The organism is Nocardia sp. NPDC058114 (assembly GCF_042884695.1).
GTDB lineage: Bacteria > Actinomycetota > Actinomycetes > Mycobacteriales > Mycobacteriaceae > Nocardia.
The window spans coordinates 127,779-147,300 of sequence record NZ_JBHVTK010000012.1; the positions used below are offsets into that span (position 1 = coordinate 127,779).

Genomic DNA, 19,522 nt, shown 5'->3' on the forward strand with positions numbered 1-19,522 from the left:
GCAAACGCCGCGTTCCCGGCGCCGCTGCGTACAGGCTAAACGTAGTCCGCACTCGTCGCTGGGGACGTGCGCGGCGAGGCGTGGGTCCGAAATTCGTCGCCGACCACAAATCTTGCGGTCGCCGGCTCCACTTTCGGTAACCTGCATCAATGCGTCGCTATGTGGCTGCCATCGATCAGGGCACGACTTCGAGTCGGTGCATCATCTTCGATCGGCAGGGTCGGATCGTCGGAACCGCGCAGCGCGAGCATCGGCAGATCTTTCCCAAGCCCGGCTGGGTGGAGCACGATCCGGCGGAGGTATGGCGCAATACCGAGTCGGTGCTCGGTGCGGCGCTGGGCACCAGCCGGTGTTCGGCCGGGGATCTGGCCGCGGTCGGCATCACCAATCAGCGTGAGACCACCGTGGTGTGGGATCGGACGACCGGCGATCCCGTGTACAACGCGATCGTGTGGCAGGACACGCGCACCGATCAGCTGTGCACCGAGCTCGCGGGTGATCAAGGGCCGCAACGCTATGCGGACCGCACCGGTCTGCCGCTGTCGACCTATTTCGCCGGGCCGAAACTGCGCTGGATCCTCGACAATGTCGACGGCGTGCGGGCGCGCGCCGAGGCAGGCGACCTGTGTTTCGGCACCATGGACAGCTGGGTGCTGTGGAAGCTGACCGGTGAACACCTCACCGATGTCACCAACGCCTCACGCACCATGCTGATGGATCTTCGCACCCTGCAATGGGATCCACAGATCTGCGCGGATTTCGGCATTCCGATGTCGCTGCTCCCGCAGATCCGCAGCTCGTCGGAGGTCTACGCCGACATCACCTCCGGGCCGTTCGAGGGCATTCCGGTCGCCGGCATTCTCGGCGACCAGCAGGCGGCCACCTTCGGCCAAGCGTGCCTGTCCCCCGGCGAGGCCAAGAACACCTACGGCACGGGCAATTTCATGTTGCTCAACACCGGCACCACGCCGGTGTTCAGCAAGCACGGCCTGCTCACCACCGCCTGCTACCAACTCGGTGACACGCCGGCGGTGTACGCGCTCGAAGGCTCGATCGCCGTCACGGGCTCGCTGGTCCAATGGCTGCGCGACAATCTCGGCATCATCTCCTCCGCCGAAGAAGTGGAACCCCTGGCCCGCAGCGTCGACGACAACGGTGGCGCCCACTTCGTCCCCGCCTTCTCCGGCCTGTTCGCCCCCCGCTGGCGCCCCGACGCCCGCGGCGTCATCGCGGGCCTGACCCGCTTCGTCACCAAGGCCCACTTGGCCAGGGCGGCACTGGAATCCACCGCCTTCCAAACCCGCGAGGTTGTAGACGCCATGCGCGCCGACGCCGCCGCCCAACACCTCGACCTGGAACTCACCACCCTCAAGGTCGACGGCGGCATGACCGGCAACAACCTCCTCATGCAATTCCAAGCCGACATCCTCGACGTCCCCGTAGTCCGCCCCGTAGTCCGCGAAACCACCGCCCTCGGCGCCGCCTACGCCGCCGGCCTGGCCGTGGGCTACTGGTCCGACCTCGAAGACCTCCGAGCCAACTGGATAGCCGACCAGACCTGGACCCCTTCCATGTCCGAAGAGGAACGCACCCACCGCTACGCCGACTGGAACAAGGCCGTAGAACGCACCTACAACTGGGTCTGAGCAGCGCGCCGGTCGCTAGCCGATCGCCGACGACAGTCTGTCGACCGCTTCGGTCAGGGTGGCCTCGTCGGAGGTGGTGAAGCACAGGCGCAGGGAGTTGTCGGCGGTGTTGGAGACGGCGAAGGCTGCGCCGGGGACGTAGGCGACGCCGGAGTCCAGGGCGGTGGGGAGGAGGGTGGCGGTGTTGGTGTTGTCGGTGAATTCGGCCCAGATGAACATGCCGCCGGTGGGGTCGGTGCAGTGGAGGCGGTCGGCGAAGGTGGTGCGCAGGGCGGTGGTCAGGGCGCGGGCTCGGGTGCCGTAGGTGGCGCGGATCGCATCGATGTGGGCTGCCAGCCAGGTGGTGTCGGTCAGCAGGTCGGTGGTGATCTGCTGGGTGAGCGAGGAGCCGCAGAGGTCGGCGCCTTGTTTGAGGAGTTCCACTGCGCGCGAGACTCTTTCGGGGGCGATCATCCAGCCGACGCGCAGGGCGGGAGACAGGATCTTGGAGACGCTGGAGAGGCGGATCACCTGAGGCGAGTACGAGGCCACCGGTGCGGGGGCGGGCTGGTCGAACCACAGTTCGCCGTAAGGGTCGTCTTCGATGACCCAGAAGCCGTGCGCCTCAGCGAGTTCCGCGAGCCGGCGGCGGCGTTGCGGCGCGAGGGTGACGCCGCCGGGGTTGTGGAAGTTCGAGACGGTGTGGACGAGCGCAGGGCGTTCGCCCGCGGCCAGCAGGTCTTCGAGGATGTCGAGGCGCATGCCGTCGGAATCCAAGGGAACGGCGACGATTCGGGCACCCGCGGCTCGAAACACTTGCAGCGCACCGACATACGCGGGGTCTTCGACGATGACGAGGGCACCGGGATCGAGGAGCACTTCGGCCAGGAGCGAGAGCGCTTGCTGCGAGCCGTGGGTGATGAAGACTTCGTCGACGGGAACTGCGCGGCCGATCTCGGCCGATTCCCGGGCCGCGATCACCTCGCGCAGCGCAGGCCAGCCGGACGACTCCGTGTACTGGAGCACGGCGGGGTCACGCAGCGCGGTCTCGGCGGCGAGGGCGATGCGTTCGCGCGGCATCAGGGCGGCGTCGGGCAGCCCGCCCGCGAGGCTGATGATGTCGTCGCGGGCGGTGAGTTTGAGCAGATCCCTGATCGCCGAGCTCTGTAGACCGGCGAGCTTGCCCGCCAATGCTGGAATTGTCAGCGACATGGGAACCTCCGGGGACGCCGAGAGAAGCAATCATCCTACGATTGCATATCGCCCACCAGAATATGAAATTGTTGTCTCATACAATGAGACGCTACCGAGCGGTGATGGACTTGACCTGCCACTTTCCGTCGGTGTTCGTGGTGATGATCTCCTGCTTGTAGACCACGGCCGAGCCATCGGGGTGCATTTCGCGCAGTTCGACGTCGTAGCGGCCAGCGCTGGTTTCGCGCATCTTCACGCAGTGAGTGGTGCCCGCGGGGATCTGACCGTCGATCGCCTGCTGGATGGTCTCGGCAGGTGAGATGTTCTCGGCGTCGGGCGCCACGAACTCACGCACCTTCGCCCCGGAGCGGTCGGTGTAGAAGGCGTACTGGAAGCCGAGGATGGCCCTGGCACCGGTGCTGGTGTCGCCCGGTCCGTTGCCGACGGTCACCGACTGTTCGGCGACGGACTGGCACTCGGTGCCCGACGCGACCGAGGGAACCGGCGCGGCCGTGACACCGGGATCGGCGCCGCCACCACGCTTGACCAGCCCGATCGTCAGGACCAGCGCCACCACGAGCAGAACCGCCGCGGCCACACCGCCGATGATCCAGCGCAGGCGCTTGTTGTCGGGTTCCGTCTCCACCGGCGCCGGGGTAGCCGGCGTCTTCGGCGCGAGACGGCGCGCGATCGGGTCGTCGGCCCACGACAGGCCGGGTTCGGATGGCGGCTTGGGAATCCCGCCGTCATCGTCGGGGTTGTCCCACCACGCCTTGTCGGCGGCGGGCCTCGGCTTGTCGGGAACCAGCGGAGTGCGGGAGCCCTCGGGCGGCCGCACGGTGTCCGCGGCGGGCCCGCTCTCGCGTGACGGCGGCTGCGGCGCAGGATCTTTGGGGCCGGGGCGACCGCGACGGATCACCTCGGTGAGTTCGCGACCGGACGTCACCGGCACGGAATCACCGAAGACCGAGTCGCCGAAGACCGAACTCTCACCGCGCGGCGGCTCACCACCGAAACGCACAGTCGGGTCGGCAGCGGGCGGACCACCGGGAGTGGGTCCGCCGAACGGCGCGGGGGGACCCGGACGAGCGGGCGGCGGCGTCGCTACCGCGTCACCGAAGACCGAAGTCGGCGCGGAACGGCGACCGTCGGGCAACCGAGGCGGCGCTTGACCGCTGCCCGGCGCCGAGCCTTGATCTGTCGGCGTGGACCCCGAAGGCGGAGCCGAGAGCCGCGCGGGCGGACCGGGCGGCACCGAGCCGGCGAACGGACCGGCAGGCGGCGGAGCAACGGGCGGCTGACCGGCGACAGGCCCACCGAACGGACCCGGCGCGGGCGCACCGGCCGGCGGACCGAACGGGCCGGGCGGTGCGCCGACAGGCGGTTCGGCCGGTCGCCAACCCCGCTCCGGAACCCCGGACGGCGCGGGCGGAGGCGTGGCGGGAACGGGCCCACCGAAGCCGGCGTCATCGACCGGCGGCCCGAAATCTCCTACGGGAGAGCCGAAATCCGCGGCCGCTCGTTGTCGATCGCCGCGTTCGTTCTCGTCGCCCTCGGTGCCCAAGTCCAATCCTTTCCCGGGACACACGTGTGGGGCGGTCGAAGGCGACCGCCCCACACGACAAACTGCGTGTCAGTACTGGATCGAGCCACCCCACTGGGTGTTCACACCCGCGACGTTCACCGTCTGAAGCAGCTCCCCCGGCACGGGCAGTGTAGCCTTCGCGGCCGCATCGAGCGCGGCGTTGCCGCCCGGCTGCGCCTTGATCCAGTTCTCCACCGCGGCCTTGGCCAGGTTGGCCTGCGTGGTGTCGAGCACCGTCACGGTGGTGTTGTCGCTGCGGCCGTCGCCACCGTTGAAGGTGGTGACCTTGACCTCGTTCGCGCCGACGTACTCCACCGAGATACCGGCGTCACCGAAACCGCCACCCGGCGTCCGGTAGCCGACCGTGCCGACGTAGCCCGAGGCGTTGTTGTAGTGGTGGGTGTTCGCCAGGATTCCGGCACCGTCGACGGTGACGCCGATTTCCTGACGCGGGCCCTCCATCTCGACGACGGGCGCGGCGGGCGCGTTGGCCAGGCGCGGCGCCTGCCAGGCCGGCTCCTTCGGCTCCTGGACGAGGGTGTCCGGAGACTCGACCTCGGCCTGGGTGCCGGTCCCGGTGCCCTGATCGGACGGCACGGTGGGCTGCGTCTGCTGCTGGCCCGGCGTGGCGCCCGGCTGGCTCGGCGTGGTGCCCGTCTCCGGCTTGGTGGTGCCCGGCTGGTCGGGCGTCGCGCCCGCGCGCTCCGGCTGGACCGCAGGCTGCGCCTGACCGGGGACCGGCAGCGGCGCGACACGGGGGCTGGTGACACCCGGCTGGCTCGGCGTCGGCTTGGCGGGGGTGCCCTGCTCCGGCTGACCGGGCGCGGGGCTGGTGACACCCGGCTGGGCCGGCGTGGGCTTGGTCTCGCCCGGCTTCGTCTGACCCGGCTTGACGTTCTCCGGGGTTTCCGTTTCCGGGGTCTCCGGAGCTTCTACTTCGCCCGAAGGCTGGCCCGGCTGCGCAGGAGCCGGAGTCGCGGGCGTGGTCGGCTGGTCACTGGGGACCGCGCCGGCCGGAGCCGCGAGGAGGGTTGCCACGGCTGCCGCGGCGGCCAAAGGCAACGACGTGCTTGCCATCGCTCGCTGCGCCCGACTCGGCTTACGATGCTTCACTTTTCGTAATCCCTTTCCCGGAGGGAATCCCCCACTGCTCCACCACGCGATCACAACTGATCGCGCCTCGGCGGTGAGTCAACCACATGAGCGCGGGACAGGCAACGCAGCACCAGGTTTCGCTTTCACCCGGTTCCGCCTGCGCAAACACCTGGTGTGGCGGTTGCCCGGAAGCGACGAGCGCCGTTGGCGAACAACACAATTCGAAACCTGAAACGCATTGTGATTCGTTTCACAATACGGTGTCAGGGGCTCAGTCGAGGTCGTCGTGGCGCATCAGCAAACGTCCGGCTTCGGTGAGCGAGCCGGTGAGCGAGGGGTACACCGAGAACGTCTGCGCGAGATCGGTGACCGTCAGATTGTTCTGTACCGCCAGCGCGATCGGCAGGATCAGCTCCGACGCGATCGGCGCGACCACCACACCGCCGATCACCACACCGGTCGCCGGGCGGCAGAAGATCTTGACGAAGCCGCGCCGCAGCCCCGACATCTTCGCGCGCGGATTGGTGTTGAGCGGCAACATCACTGTGCGCGCGGGGACCTCACCGTTGTCGATGGCGGTCTGGCTGACACCGACGGTCGCGATCTCCGGGCGGGTGAACACCGCCGAGGCCACCGTCTTCAGCCTGATCGGGCTCACCCCCTCGCCGAGCGAGTGATACATCGCGATCCGGCCCTGCATGGCGGCCACCGAAGCCAGCGGCAGCAGACCCGTGCAGTCGCCCGCGGCGTAGATGCCGGGCACCGACGTGCGCGAAACCCGGTCGACACGAAGGTATCCGCCGCGGTCGAGTTCGATACCGACCCGGTCCAGGCCCAGGTTCTCGGTGTTCGGGGTGGAACCGACGGTCATCAGGGCGTGCGAACCGGTGACGGTACGGCCGTCGGACAGCTTCACCACGATGCCGTCGGCGGTGCGCTCCACCGCGTCGGCGCGAGCGTGCTTGACCAGCTCGACGCCGCGTTCGGCGAGGGCTTCCTCGAGCACGAGGGCAGCGTCGGCGTCCTCGCCGGGCAGCACGCGGTCGCGGCTCGACACGAGCTTCACCCGCACACCCATCTCGGTGTAGGCGGACACGAATTCGGCGCCGGTGACACCGGATCCGACGACGACCAGCGTCTCGGGCAGTTCCGGCAGGTCGTAGAGCTGGCGCCAGTTCAGGATCCGCTCACCGTCGGGCTCGGCGCCGGGGAGCACCCGCGGGCTCGCGCCGGTCGCGATCAACACGACCTCGGCCTCGAACTCCTCGGAGCTCCCGTCGGCCAGGTTCGCGCGCACGCGATGGGCCAAACCCGGTGCGGGCCCGACCAATTCGCCATAGCCAGGAAGTAGTTGCACACCCGCGGCCTGCAATTTGGCGCGGATATCGGAGGACTGTGCCAGCGCGAGCGCCTTGACGCGCGCGTTCACCTCGGGCAGATGCACCTTGGCCTGATCGGCATCGATATTGATGCCGAGGTCGCGCGCGCGACGCAGGTCGGTGCGCAGGCCCGTCGAGGCGATGAAGGTTTTCGACGGCACGCAATCCCACAGCACACAGGCGCCACCGATACCGTCGGCGTCGACCAGGGTCACCGTGGCCCCGTGCTGAGCGGCTACCAGCGCCGCCTCGTATCCGGCCGGTCCACCGCCGATGATCGCAATCCGTGCCACCAGTCACGCTCCTTGTGCTCGCCTGATCGGACCTGCCCCTTGTGAGGGCTCGTCCGTGCTGTCGCCCCATCATTTCAGGTGCTCTGTGACGTGCCCGGGTCGGATCGGTGAACAACGGTGCGCGTGTTCTGTGCCACGTTCGGCACCACCGGCAAGTGTGACCGTCAGCCGATCTGGGTGGGAGACAGGAATTCCACCGTGGTTATTGGCTACAGTTCGATGGTGCCGATCTATGCCGCCTACGGGTCCAACATGGACTCGACGCAGATGCTGGAACGCTGCCCGCATTCGCCCATGTCCGGGACCGGGTGGCTGGAGGGTTGGCGCCTGACCTTCGCCGGTGACGACATCGGCTGGGAAGGGCCGTTGGCCACCGTCGTCGAGGATCCCGGCTCCCGGGTGTTCGTCGTGCTCTACGACGTCTCCCCCGAGGACGAGGACAGCCTCGACCGCTGGGAGGGCTCCGACTTCGGCATCCACAAGAAGATCCGGATCCGGGTCACCGGCACCCAGGGCGAGTCCCGCCTGGCCTGGCTCTACGTCCTGGACGCCTACGAAGGCGGCCTCCCCTCGGCCCGCTACATCGGCGTCATCGCCGACGCGGCCGAAAAGGCAGGCGCCCCAGAGGACTACGTCCACGCCCTGCGCACCCGCAACAGCAAGAACGTCGGGCCCGGCGCCTGAGCTGTTCCGCCGCCCCGAATAGTAAAGCCGGACCCGCCGACCGCTGACGTCGTGTCGGCGGCCGGCGGTCGTGAGCCGACTGGGTCGGCCCGTACTGCTATGCCTGCAGGACGATGTTCGTCAACGTCCGAACACCCACGGCCAAAGCGCGCTCGTCGATGTCGAAGGTCGGCTGGTGCAGGTCCAGCTGTTCGCCGACGCCGGACCAGACACCCAGCCTGGCCATCGCGCCGGGCACTTCCTCCAGGTACCAGGAGAAGTCCTCGCCGCCGCCCGACTGCGGGGTGTCGGCCAACGCGTCCTCGCCCATCCCCAGGATCGCGTTCTCGAACATCAGTGCCGACGTCGGATCGTTGACCACCGGCGGCACACCACGCTTGTAGTTGAGCTGGTAGCGCACGCCCGTCGGCGCGAGCAACCCGTCGACGATCTCGCGGACCAGCGGTTCCAGCAGCAGCCAGGTGGCGTGATCACCGGTACGCACGGTGCCCGTGAGCATGCCCGTCTGCGGAATCGCGTTGGGCGCCTTGCCCGCGCTCACCGCACCCCAGACCATGATCGTGCTGGTTCGAGGATCGACGCGGCGGCTCAGCAATCCGGGCAACCCCGTGATGACGGTGCCGATCGCGTAGACCAGGTCGCTGGTCAGATGCGGGCGCGAGGTATGCCCACCGGGCGAATCGAGCACCAACTCGACCGTGTCGGCCGCCGACGTGATGGCCCCGGTCCGCACCCCGACCTTGCCGACCTCCAGACGCGGATCGCAGTGCAGCGCGAAGACCCGGTCGACCCCGGTCATCCCACCGGCCGCGACCACATCGAGCGCACCACCGGGCATCACTTCCTCGGCGGGCTGGAACACCAACCGCACCCCGACCGGCAGCTTGTCCTGTGCCTCGGCCAGCGCGAGACCGGCACCGAGCAGCACCGTGGTGTGCGCGTCGTGCCCGCAGGCATGCGACACGCCGGGCACCGTCGAGGCGAAGGTCAGACCGGTGAACTCCTGCATCGGCAGCGCGTCCATGTCGGCGCGCAAGGCGATCCGCGGCCGATCGGTGGGGCCGAAGTCGCAGATCAACCCGGTGCCGCCCGGCAGCACCTCCCAGGTCAGCCCGGCCTTGGTGAGCCAGCCCGATACGAACTCGGTGGTGGTGAACTCCGCCCGCGACAACTCGGGGTTGGCGTGGATATGTCTGCGCCATTGCACCAGGTCGCCGGTGTGCTCGGCCAGCCATGCGTCAACGATCTCGGTTCCCGACATCAGAGTTGGTTCGGTGTCCGGCGTGGTCGGACACGCTGCGGTCTCGCGCGCCATCGAGTGGGTACCCACACCCATCGATAGCGCGTCGGAGCCTGCGCGTGCGGTGCCCGGATGGCCGGAAATGGTCACCGAATGTCCTCCTGTCGTTCGATCAGCCGTTGCAACAACCTGTCCCTGTGTACTTCATCGCCCGCGATAGCGACAGCGGTACGCGCCAGCGCCAGCGCGCCGTCGAGCACCGCCCGGTCCGCCGAGGCGTTCACCGCGGCGGCGGCGAACGCGGGCTGGTGGGTTGCCGCACCGCCCGCGTCGATGCCGATCACCGGGTGGATACCGGGGACGACGTTGGTGACGTTGCCCATGTCGGTGCTCCCGAGCGGCCGCAACACCTCGAACTCGGGCGCGATCGGCACCCGTCCCAGTCCGGTGATCTGCGCGCGGTAGGCAGCGGAAAGAACCGGATCGGGGGTGAGCTCGGTATAGGTGGGCGCGAGCGTCCGTATGTCGTGGGTGCAGCCGGTCGCCAGGGCGCCCGCTTCGAAACACGCCTTCGCTCGCCGCATCAGGTCGTCGAGGGAGCCGGAATCCGCCGCGCGGAGGTAGTACAGCAACTCCGCGCGTCCGGGCACGATGTTGGGGGCTACGCCACCGTCGGACACTATACCGTGCAGCTGCTGGCCGGGTCGCAAATGCTGACGTAGCAAGCCGACAGCAACCTGGGTCAGGGTCACCGCGTCGCCGGCGTTGCGGCCCAGTTCGGGCGCGGCGCTGGCATGCGCCTCGCGGCCGTGGAAGACGATGGCGAGGTCGGCCAATGCCAGTGAGCGCGCGCCGACGATGTCGGCAGGCCCAGGGTGGACCATCATCGCCATCGCGATGTCGTCGAAGGCGCCCGCTTCCAGCATGAGCACCTTGCCGCCGCCGCTCTCCTCCGCGGGCGTACCGAGCACCACCACGGTCAGGCCGAGCGCGTCGGCCACGGTGGCCAGCCCGATGGCCGCGCCGACAGCGGACGCGGCGATGATGTTGTGCCCGCAGGCGTGCCCGATCTCGGGCAGCGCGTCGTATTCGGCGCAGATGCCGACGGTGAGCGGGCCACTGCCGTACACCGCGCGAAACGCCGTCGACAGCCCGGCGACGCCCGTCGTGACGGCGAATCCGCGCTCGACCAGCGGCGCGAGGACCTTCGCGACGCTACGCGTTTCGGCGAAGGCCAGCTCCGGTTCGGCGTGAATCGCGTGCGAGAGCCCGATCAGCTCGTCCGAGGCAGCGACAATCGCGGCGTCGGAGGCGGTGGCTGTGAGTTCGCCGGTGCGCGAGGGTGCCATACCCCCAGTCTTGCATCAGTGCCCGACAGCGGCGCACCGGCGAGCGAGGTCAGTTGCCGAAGGGAAGGTTCTCCGGGGTGACCGGCGTGGCCAGCGCGGCGAGCGTCTCGGCGTGCAGCGCGGTCTTGATGATCGGGGTGATCGGCTTGCGCAGGCTGGTGAGCGCGGCGGCGCGGGCGATCGCGGCGGGCAGCACCTCGTCGGCGTCGGCCTTGGCATCGGCGATGCCGGCGGCGATGGCCTCGTCGGCACCGAAACGGTGCCCGGTGGTCATCGCCTGGACGCACACCTGGTTGCTCAGGCGACCCTTCAGCAAGCCGTTCATGCCGATCGTGAACGGCATGCCCAGATGCACCTCGGGTAGCGACCAGAAGCCGCGGTCACCGCGCATCACGCGGAAATCGTGGGAGGTGGCCAGCATGGCGCCCGCGCCGAACGCGTGGCCGTTGACTGCGGCGATCGTGGGCATCGGGAAGGTCAGCAGGCGGGTGTAGAGCGAGTGCACCCGGTCGAGGTAGCCGTGGATCTTGTCCAGGTTGCCGAAGACGTAATCGGTGTCGAGACCGTTGCTGTAGTACTTACCGGTCGCGACGGTGACCAGCGCGGCCGCACCCTCGGACGCCTCGACCTCGTCGAGTGCGGCGTGGAAGGCATCGATCCAGTCCGGCGAGAAACGGTTCTCGTTGTCTGTCTCACCCTCGTTGCCGAGGTACAGGACGAAAACATCACCAGAGCGCTCCAAATACGGCATGCAGGGGAGAATAGCCCGCACCTGAACCCTGTCCTACTCGCGGGTAGGAACCTTCCCGGCCCCGCACGACCCGACCTCGAGGAGGGTCCGCCGCGCAGCGGCGGTTCGCGGCCGTCCCGACGATCAGGTGCCGTTGCGTAGGCGACGAAGGAGCAAGCAACGGCACCTGATCGTCGGGACACCCGTGGCCGCGAACTCGAGAGCGCCAGCGCTCCAATAAACTCAGCCCATGACTGCCGAACAGGCCGCTGCGGCGATTGCCGAACGTACGGGAGTGCCGCGTCATCGCGTGGCCGTGGTGCTGGGATCGGGGTGGCAGGAGGCAGCAGCCGAGATCGGCGCGCCGCGCGCCTCGATCCCCATGACGGAGTTACCCGGCTTCGGCAAACCCAGTGCGCAGGGGCACGGCGGCACGGTGCATTCGGTCACCGTGAACGACAACAACGTGCTGCTGCTGATGGGCCGCCAGCACCTGTACGAGGGCTACACACCGCAGCAGGTGGTGCACCCGGTGACCGCGGCGATCGCGGCGGGCGCCGAGATCGTGCTGCTCACCAATGCCGCGGGTGGGCTCAGGGCGGGCCTGCGGGTGGGTGAGCCGGTGCTGATCGCCGACCACATCAACCTCACCGCGCGCACCCCGCTGCTAGGCGCGCGATTCGTCGACCTGGTCGATGCCTGGGATCCCGAATTGCGGGCGCTGACACGGGAAATCGACCCGAGTCTGACCGAGGGTGTGTACGCCGGGCTCATCGGTCCGCAGTACGAGACGCCTGCCGAGATCCGCATGCTCGCGACCATCGGCGCCGACCTGGTCGGTATGTCGACGGTGCTCGAGGCGATCGAGGCGCGTTCACTGGGCGCTAAGGTGCTCGGCATCTCGCTGGTCACCAATCTGGCCGCGGGCGTTACCGGCGAACATCTTTCGCACGCGGAGGTGCTGGCCGAGGGGCAAGCCGCGGCGCCCCGGCTGGGCAAGCTGCTGCGCGGCATTCTGGAGCGCGTGTAGATGCTGCGCTTCGGGACCGCCGGCCTGCGTGGACCGTTGCGTGAGGGCCCGGACGGGATGAACGTGACGACGGTGTCACGGGCCACCGCCGGGCTGGCCGACTGGCTGCGCGAACGTTGCCTCGGCGGTGGCGCCGTGGTGGTCGGGCGGGACGCGCGGCACGGGTCGGCGGAGTTCGCCACGGCGACCGCTGAGATCTTCACTGCCGCAGGCTTTCCCGTCACGGTGCTGCCGGACCCGGTGCCGACTCCGGTGGTGGCGTTCGCGGTGCGTGAGCTGGGTGCGGTGGCGGGGGTGCAGATCACCGCCTCGCACAATCCGCCTGCCGACAACGGTTACAAGGTGTACCTCGACGGCGGGTCGCAATTGATCGCGCCCGCCGACAGCGAGATCGAGAAGCGCATCGAGGCGGTTGTCGAACCTGTTGCACGGGAAGCTGTTTCGACCTCCGGTGCCGATCTGGTCGATCGCTATCTCGAGCGGGTCGCGGAATTGCCCCGGCTGCTCGGCGGTCCCGGCGAACGGGCGGATGTGCGGATCGCGCTGACCGCGCTGCACGGGGTCGGCGGTGAACTCGCGGTGCGCGCACTGGCCGCGGCCGGGTTCACCGATGTGCGGGTGGTCGAGGAGCAGTTCGCCCCCGACCCCGACTTCCCCACCGTCTCCTTCCCCAATCCGGAAGAGCCGGGCGCCGCCGATCTGTTGCTCGCGCTGGCCGAGCGGGTCGATGCCGACGTGGCGATCGCCCTCGATCCCGATGCCGATCGGTGCGCGCTCGGAGTGCCCGGCCCGGATGGTTGGCACATGCTGCGCGGCGACGAAACCGGTGTACTGCTGGCCGACTACGTGCTGCGCACGCACCCCACCGACCCGCTGGTCGCCACGACCATCGTGTCCTCACGCCTGCTGTCGAAGCTGGCCGCCGCGCGCTCGGCCCGCTACGCCGAGACCCTCACCGGCTTCAAATGGCTGGCCAGGGCGGGCGACGGACTCGTCTACGCCTACGAGGAGGCCATCGGGCACTGCGTCGACCCCGCCAAGGTCCGCGACAAGGACGGCATCTCGGCCGCGGTGGCCGCCGCCGACCTCGTCGCCCTACTGAAGGCTCAGGGCACCACGCTGCAAGGCGAACTCGACTCCTACGCTGTCGAATTCGGCCTGCACGCGGGCGGGCAGGTATCCCTGCGCCTGCCCGACCAGGCCGCCGCGAGCGTGCTGGTCGCCGCCCTGCGCGCGAACCCACCCAGCGACATCGCAGGCACCCCGGTGAAATTCACCGACCAGGCGCAGGTCCGCGGCCGGCTCCGCACCGACGCACTGATCTTCGACGCCGACGACTTCCGCATCGTCGTGCGCCCTTCGGGCACCGAACCCAAACTCAAGTGCTACCTGGAGGTATTCGCCCCGGTCGCCGACCGAGACGACCTGAACGACGCGAAACAGCTCACCGCCCAGCGCCTCTCCCAGCTCACCACGTTCTGCCGGTCGCTGACAGCGGGCGAGCAATAGTTCAGCGGGGGCCGAACTGGCGGTCGCCCGCGTCGCCGAGGCCGGGGACGATGTAGGCGTTCTCGTTGAGTTTCTCGTCGATGGCGGCGGTGATCAGGCGGACCGGGAGGCCCGAGGCCGCGAGGGCGGCAACGCCTTCGGGTGCCGAGACGACGCAGATGGCGGTGATGTCGGTCGCGCCGCGGGCGGCGAGCAGTTCGATCGTGTGGCGCATGGAACCGCCGGTCGCCAGCATCGGATCGAGGACGAAGACGGGCAGGCCGGTGAGGTCGGCGGGCAGCGACTCGAGGTACGGCACCGGCTCGTGGGTCTGCTCGTCGCGGGCGATGCCGACGAACCCGACGCGGGCTTCGGGCACGAGTTCGGCTGCGGCGTAGACCATGCCGAGCCCGGCGCGCAGCACCGGCACGAGCAGTGGGGGCGCCGCCAAACGGACGCCCTCGGTGACCGCGACCGGCGTGTCGATGGGCTCGCGCACCACCGGCGCGTCGCGCAGCGCCTCGTACATGAGGATGCCGGTGAGATCGGCCAGAGCATTGCGGAAAGTGGCGTTGTCGGTCCGGGCGTCCCGCATGGTGCTGAGCAGGGCCGCGGCGAGTGGATGATCGACGGTGTCGGTGCGCATGAAAAGACGATAGGGTCGCTTGGCGCTTCGCGCCTACGACCGCTGGGGAAATTTTCGCGGTAGTAGGGAACCGAATGCGGCGTCGGTGCGTCCAAGATACTGAGTGACGTACTCTGCCCGGGAACTCGAGGATTGGGGGAAGTTCGATGACGAAAAAAATGTCGGCCGATGCCGAAGGCATCGTCGCGTACAGCGCAGCTGCTGAGGTGATGGCCACGGAACTGGCCACGGCGGCGGCTGGTTCGGTTGCCTCCGACCCCACCCTGCTCGGCCCCATCATGGGTCTCATCGGCGGCGATTTCACCGCCGCTTACTCCGCCGCGCACGCCGGTCACGTGGCGTCGATCGCCCAGCTGTCGGCGGTCATGGGGAGCATGGGGGTGGCCACCGCCAGCGCCGCGACCACCCTCGTCGAGACCGACCTGAACAACGCGGCCGGGCTCAGCGCCGCCGCGGGCGACATCGGTACCGAAGCATGATCGACCTCAGCGGCCTGGCTCAGCCCCTCCTCGATCTGCTGTCGAGCTTCGGCACCGGCGTACTCGGCACCGGCGGCGCATCCGACGGCTTGCGCTCGACCTCGACCAACCTCGACCAGATCTATCAACAGGGCCGCAACAGCATCAACAACGTGAACACCGCGTGGGACGGCCAGGCCGTCGACGCGGCCACCGCGAAGGCGCTGCGCGTACAGACCTCCTCGGCGACTCTGAGCGACAACGGCACCGAGATGGCGACCGTCGTCGACCAGGCCGCCGCCTATGTGGAGACCGGTCAGAAAGAGCTCGACGGAATCGTCAACTCGTTCCTGTCGCAAGTGTCCGCGCTCAGCCCCACCCTGGGCACCCCGGCCGGTCTGACCGCCGTGGTGAGCTCGGCGATCGATCACATCGGTCAGGGCATGGGCGTCGTCGGCCGGGTACAGGACGAACTCGGCACCCAGACCTCCGCGATCCAGGAGCTCACCCCCGCGCCGTCGAGCACGTCGCTGGCGAGCGTCTCCTCCGGCGCGAGCAACCTCGTGTCCTCGGCCTCGAGTTCCGGCCTGCTCTCGACCGCGGCGAGCACCGGCAGCACAGTGCTCAGCGCCATGGGTTCCGGCCTGTCGACAGCGATGGGCGGCAGCAACAGCAGCAGCAGCTCCTCGAAGTCGACCACCACGGGTGGGACCTCCGCGGGCACGGGCGGATCGACGGGGTCATCGGCCGGTTCGTCGACAGGGTCCGGTACCGGCGTCAAGATCACCCTGCCCGACGGCAGCACCGTCGAGGCGCCCAACGAGAAGGCCGCGACCGCGGTCCGCTCGGCCATCGGCGCCGTCGGCACCCCGTACGTCTGGGGCGGCAACGACCCCCAGTCGGGCATCGACTGCAGCGGGCTCACCAAGTACGCCTACGGCGAGGCCGGGGTCGAACTGCCACGGCTGGCGCAGGAACAGCACATCGGCAATCCTCAGGTATCCCCCGGTGACCTGATGCCGGGCGATCTGGCGGTGTGGGACGGCCATGTCGCCATGGTCGTCGGCAACGGGCAGCTCGTCGAGGCGGGCGATCCGGTTTCGATCAGTTCCATCCGAACGGAGAACAGTGGCATGGAGTTCTACGGCTTCTACAGGCCTACCGAATGAGCGGCACGCCGATCCCCGAGGTCCCCAATGTGGAGTCCGCGGTCAGCACCAACCGCTCCGGCACGATCTCGGTCCGCGCGACCAGCATGGGTCTGCCGATCGCGCTCAAGTTCGAACGCAGTGAATACCAGTTCGGCGCACAGGCGCTGGCCGACGAGATCCTGCGCCTGACCCGGCGCTCGACCATCGCCGCCGCGGCTCGCCTGCGCGAGGTCTACAGCGAGCAGGCGCAGATCCCCGACGAACTGCTCGACAAGATGAACCTGCCCACCCGGCGTCAGGCGGTCGACGAGCTCGATCGCATCGACGACGCCGACACCGGTCAGACGAGTTGGATGAGGCCACTGTGAGTGCGGAAATGGATGCCCTGGTCGCGGGCGTCACCGGAAAACTCGAGGCGCTCGAGGCCGCGCTGTACGGGTTGAAGCAGGTCAACGGGCGGTTCACCACCGAGGACGGGCTGGTCACCGCCGAGGTGAACAGCGACGGCGCCCTCGTCGCCCTGACGCTGGACGAAGCCATCACCACGCTGGCGCCCACCGAGGCCGCCGCACTCATCCTGTCGGCCTGCAAACAGGCCACCGAGACCGCCGGTGAGGCACGTTCCAACATCATTGCGACACTGAACGAATCGCTCGCCGGCCCGAGTGCACAGCCCGACGGGCAATTAGCACCCGGGCCGGATAGTGCCCGGCGCTCGAGCTAGCTAGGCTTCGCGTCATGGCTTCTGGAGACATCGTCCCGATCGAGCTCGGTCTGACCGATGGCGATCTCGTCACCCTGTGGGCACCGCGCTGGCGCGACGGTGACGACGAGTGGGAGGCGTTCCTCGGTCACGAGGACGACCTCTACGGATTCGAGTCCGTTGCGGAGCTGGCGGCGTTCATCCGCACCAACTCCGACAACGACCTCGTCGACCACCCGTCCTGGGCGGTCATCGCCGGACTTTCGGCCGCTGAGCTGGAGCCGGAGGAGAATTTCAGCTTCGATCTGGTCTCCGTGCCGGAACTGGCGGCGGGCGACCCGGACGTCGACGTCGTCGGCGAACTCGAGGACACCCTGGCGATGGTGCGCAATATCGCCGAGGTGTGCGAGCTCGACGTGGTGACCAAGTTCTTCGGCAACAACCCGGTGCTCGGTGCGCTGGCCAGCGGGGCGAGCACATTCGTCGGCCGCGACGGTGAAGAGCTGTGGGACCAGGTCGGTGCCGCGATCGTCAAGGGCTGGGACGACGTGCTCGACGCGATCGACAGCGTCGTCAGCACACCCGACGTCGACGCGGCCGCGGTGGCCGTCGCCGAGGCGGAGCTGCTGGCGGCCGAGGAGAACGAGGTCGACGCCGACGATGCCGCCGAGGAGGAGGAAGAATTCGAGAACGTCGACCTCTCCGCGGCCGACGAGGACGAAGAGGAATCCTTCTGGGACGAGGTCGGCATCGACCCCGTCAAGATCGTCACCTCCGACGGCGAGCAGTTCACCCTGCGCTGCTACCTCGACGACGAGCCGATCTTCCTCGGTGACGGCAGCACCATCACCGTCTTCGGTTCCGAGCGCGCACTGGCCCGCTACCTGGCCGACGATCACGAGCACGAGCTGTCGCGGGTGTCGACCTACGCCGAGGTGCAGACCGCGGCGGTGGACGGTTCGCTCGAGGTCGAGGTGACCGACGAGAACGTCTACGTGCTCACCGGTCTGGTCGACGATCTGGCCGAGGGACCGGAGGCGGTCGATATCGAACAGCTCGACCTCGCGGTCGAACTGTTCAGCGACGCGGCCGACTACGCCGATGACGACAGCGTGGAAACGGCTCTCGCACAGTCGAACCCGCTGGGCTGGTACGTCTCGTACCTGCTCAACCCGGATCCGAACCGGATGGCGCCGAACCCGCCGTACGCGTCGGAGGCCCAGCAGTTCCGCGACTTGCAGCGTGCGTTCGAAGCGCGACTCGTCAGCGAGTAGTTCTCGACAGATCAGGGGTGGCGCCGATACGGTGCCACCCCTGATTCATCTCAACCGAGCAGGACCGCGTAACCCGGCTTGATGACTTCGTCGATGATCTTCAGCCGGTCCGGGAACGGGATGAAGGCCGACTTCATGGCGTTGATGGTGAAGCGTTCCAGGTCGCTCCAGCCGTAGCCGAAGGTGTCGACCAGCTTGAGCATCTCCTCGCTCATGGAGGTGTCGCTCATCAGGCGGTTGTCGGTGTTGACGGTGACCCGGAAGCGCAGGCGGGCCAGCAGGTCGAACGGATGCTTGTCCAGCGAGGGCACCGCGCCGGTCTGCACATTCGACGAGGGACACAGTTCCAGCGGCACCCGCATATCGCGCACGTAGTTCGCGACCAGGCCGAGCTGGGCGTCCTCGATGTCGCCCGGGACGCTGATGTCGTCGGTGATGCGCACTCCGTGGCCCAGCCGATCGCAGCCACAGAACGCCAGCGCCTCGTGAATCGACGGCAGGCCGAACGCCTCACCCGCGTGAATCGTGAAGTGCGCGTGATTGGCTCGCAGATACTCGAACGCGTCCAGGTGCCGGGTGGGAGGAAATCCCGCCTCGGCGCCCGCGATGTCGAACCCGCCCACCCCGGCATCCCGGAACCGCACGGTCAGCTCCGCGATCTCCCGCGACCTCGCCGCGTGCCGCATCGCCGTGAGCAGACACGTCACCCGAACGACGTTGCCCTGTTCCGCCGCGATCGCCTCGCCCTCCCGGAACCCCGCGAGGGTGTGCTCGACCACCTCGTCGAGCGTGAGGCCCTTTTCGAGGTGCTGCTCGGGCGCGAACCGCACCTCCGCGTACACCACTCCGTCAGCGGCGAGGTCGATCGCGCACTCCCGCGCCACCCTGCGCAGCCCCTCCGGGGTCTGCATCACCGCGACCGTGTGCGCGAACGTCTCCAGATACCGCTCGAGCGATCCGCTGTCGGCGGCGTCACGAAACCACGCCCCCAAACTCTCGGCGTCGGCAGCGGGTAATTCGTCATAACCGCAATCAGCGGCCAGCTCTAGCACCGTCGAGGGCCGCAGACCACCATCGAGGTGATCATGCAGCAAGGCCTTCGGTGCGCGTCGGATCGAAGCAAGGTCAAGGGGCGCCGGTCCAGTCATGTATAGACGGTAGCCGCCCACGCCGATCCCGGCAGCGAAGTCCCCACGTGGCAACCGTCTCGTTGATTACCCGCCCCGCAAACGACTATTACGAGCCACCCACCGCATTCCCCACACCCCACACCCAGCCAGTCCCCTCCCCACCGGCCACACCTCACACCCAGCCAGTCCCCCTCCCCAACAACCCACCGCCCACACCCAACCAGTCCCCCTCCCCACCAACCACACCTCACACCCAGCCCGCCCCCGTCTTCAACAACCCACCGCCCACACCCAGCCAGTCCCCCTCCTCAACAACCCACCGCCCACACCCAACCGTCCCCCTCTTCAACAACCCACCGCCCACACCCAGCCCGTCCCCGTCTTCAACAACCCACCCAACCCAGCCACCGCACTCCCGACCCCTAGGGAGGGACGGCCACGAAGTGGCCGGTCCGCGGCCGGGCCGCC

General features: G+C 68.6%; 18 protein-coding genes. 9 read left to right on the forward strand and 9 right to left on the reverse strand.

Annotation, left to right across the window (positions count from 1 at the left end):
• Positions 1-149 precede the first annotated feature (149 nt).
• Entirely contained in the window at positions 150-1,646 is a 1,497-nt protein-coding gene (gene glpK / locus ACFVVI_RS31495; RefSeq protein WP_387448051.1) for a glycerol kinase GlpK, read from the forward strand.
• A 15-nt stretch (positions 1,647-1,661) separates the two neighbouring features.
• On the opposite strand, the gene ACFVVI_RS31500 is transcribed toward glpK, so the two are convergent.
• The 4 genes from ACFVVI_RS31500 to ACFVVI_RS31515 form a co-directional block, all read right to left on the reverse strand.
• Complete coding sequence (locus ACFVVI_RS31500) at positions 1,662-2,837, reverse strand: PLP-dependent aminotransferase family protein (protein ID WP_387448053.1); 1,176 nt, start codon at positions 2,835-2,837, stop codon at positions 1,662-1,664.
• 91 nt (positions 2,838-2,928) lie between these two features.
• A complete protein-coding gene (locus ACFVVI_RS31505) occupies positions 2,929-4,383 on the reverse strand; it encodes a hypothetical protein (protein WP_387448055.1) in 1,455 nt (484 codons plus the stop codon).
• 69 nt (positions 4,384-4,452) lie between these two features.
• A complete protein-coding gene (locus tag ACFVVI_RS31510; RefSeq protein WP_378995376.1) occupies positions 4,453-5,481 on the reverse strand; it encodes a hypothetical protein in 1,029 nt (342 codons plus the stop codon).
• A gap of 289 nt (positions 5,482-5,770) precedes the next feature.
• On the reverse strand, positions 5,771-7,171 hold the full coding sequence (locus ACFVVI_RS31515; RefSeq protein ID WP_378995374.1) for an NAD(P)H-quinone dehydrogenase: 1,401 nt from the start codon (positions 7,169-7,171) through the stop codon (positions 5,771-5,773).
• A 222-nt stretch (positions 7,172-7,393) separates the two neighbouring features.
• On the opposite strand from ACFVVI_RS31515, the gene ACFVVI_RS31520 reads away from it, so the two are divergent.
• On the forward strand, positions 7,394-7,855 hold the full coding sequence (locus ACFVVI_RS31520; RefSeq protein ID WP_056819179.1) for a gamma-glutamylcyclotransferase: 462 nt from the start codon (positions 7,394-7,396) through the stop codon (positions 7,853-7,855).
• Positions 7,856-7,952: 97 nt separating this feature from the next.
• Here ACFVVI_RS31520 and ACFVVI_RS31525 read toward each other — a convergent pair whose 3' ends face one another.
• The 3 genes from ACFVVI_RS31525 to ACFVVI_RS31535 all read right to left on the reverse strand — a co-directional run bounded on the left by ACFVVI_RS31525 (position 7,953) and on the right by ACFVVI_RS31535 (position 11,195).
• A complete protein-coding gene (locus ACFVVI_RS31525) occupies positions 7,953-9,116 on the reverse strand; it encodes a M20 family metallopeptidase (RefSeq protein WP_387448069.1) in 1,164 nt (387 codons plus the stop codon).
• A 125-nt stretch (positions 9,117-9,241) separates the two neighbouring features.
• Complete coding sequence (locus tag ACFVVI_RS31530) at positions 9,242-10,444, reverse strand: M20 family metallopeptidase (protein WP_387448058.1); 1,203 nt, start codon at positions 10,442-10,444, stop codon at positions 9,242-9,244.
• A 49-nt stretch (positions 10,445-10,493) separates the two neighbouring features.
• Positions 10,494-11,195 (reverse strand): enoyl-CoA hydratase-related protein, encoded by a 702-nt coding sequence (locus ACFVVI_RS31535; protein ID WP_378995370.1) that lies wholly within the window; start codon positions 11,193-11,195, stop codon positions 10,494-10,496.
• Between the two features lie 229 nt (positions 11,196-11,424).
• On the opposite strand from ACFVVI_RS31535, the gene ACFVVI_RS31540 reads away from it, so the two are divergent.
• Together ACFVVI_RS31540 and ACFVVI_RS31545 are read left to right on the forward strand one after the other, a co-directional pair.
• Positions 11,425-12,204 (forward strand): purine-nucleoside phosphorylase, encoded by a 780-nt coding sequence (locus ACFVVI_RS31540; RefSeq protein WP_379318145.1) that lies wholly within the window; start codon positions 11,425-11,427, stop codon positions 12,202-12,204.
• The gene (locus tag ACFVVI_RS31545; protein ID WP_387448060.1) at positions 12,205-13,713 is read left to right on the forward strand and encodes a phospho-sugar mutase; all 1,509 of its coding nucleotides are present in this window, start codon (positions 12,205-12,207) and stop codon (positions 13,711-13,713) included.
• 1 nt (position 13,714) lies between these two features.
• Here ACFVVI_RS31545 and upp read toward each other — a convergent pair whose 3' ends face one another.
• Entirely contained in the window at positions 13,715-14,338 is a 624-nt protein-coding gene (gene upp / locus ACFVVI_RS31550) for a uracil phosphoribosyltransferase (protein ID WP_378995364.1), read from the reverse strand.
• Positions 14,339-14,484: 146 nt separating this feature from the next.
• Between upp and ACFVVI_RS31555 the strand changes: the two genes are divergently transcribed.
• Genes ACFVVI_RS31555 through ACFVVI_RS31575 form a run of 5 tightly spaced genes read left to right on the forward strand, consistent with a single transcriptional unit; the run spans position 14,485 to position 17,924 of the window.
• Entirely contained in the window at positions 14,485-14,817 is a 333-nt protein-coding gene (locus tag ACFVVI_RS31555; RefSeq protein ID WP_378995362.1) for a hypothetical protein, read from the forward strand.
• Positions 14,814-15,965 (forward strand): NlpC/P60 family protein, encoded by a 1,152-nt coding sequence (locus ACFVVI_RS31560; RefSeq protein WP_378995359.1) that lies wholly within the window; start codon positions 14,814-14,816, stop codon positions 15,963-15,965. The genes ACFVVI_RS31555 and ACFVVI_RS31560 overlap by 4 nt, the downstream gene beginning before the upstream one ends.
• Positions 15,962-16,315, forward strand: coding sequence for a hypothetical protein (locus ACFVVI_RS31565; protein ID WP_101464284.1), 354 nt, complete (start codon positions 15,962-15,964; stop codon positions 16,313-16,315). Before ACFVVI_RS31560 ends, ACFVVI_RS31565 begins: the two co-directional genes overlap by 4 nt.
• Positions 16,312-16,671, forward strand: coding sequence for a YbaB/EbfC family nucleoid-associated protein (locus ACFVVI_RS31570; protein ID WP_378635517.1), 360 nt, complete (start codon positions 16,312-16,314; stop codon positions 16,669-16,671). The genes ACFVVI_RS31565 and ACFVVI_RS31570 overlap by 4 nt, the downstream gene beginning before the upstream one ends.
• A gap of 14 nt (positions 16,672-16,685) precedes the next feature.
• Positions 16,686-17,924 (forward strand): primosomal protein, encoded by a 1,239-nt coding sequence (locus ACFVVI_RS31575; RefSeq protein WP_378995357.1) that lies wholly within the window; start codon positions 16,686-16,688, stop codon positions 17,922-17,924.
• A 50-nt stretch (positions 17,925-17,974) separates the two neighbouring features.
• On the opposite strand, the gene ACFVVI_RS31580 is transcribed toward ACFVVI_RS31575, so the two are convergent.
• Positions 17,975-19,072, reverse strand: a complete 1,098-nt coding sequence (locus ACFVVI_RS31580) for an adenosine deaminase (RefSeq protein WP_378995355.1) — start codon at positions 19,070-19,072, stop codon at positions 17,975-17,977.
• Positions 19,073-19,522 lie beyond the last annotated feature (450 nt).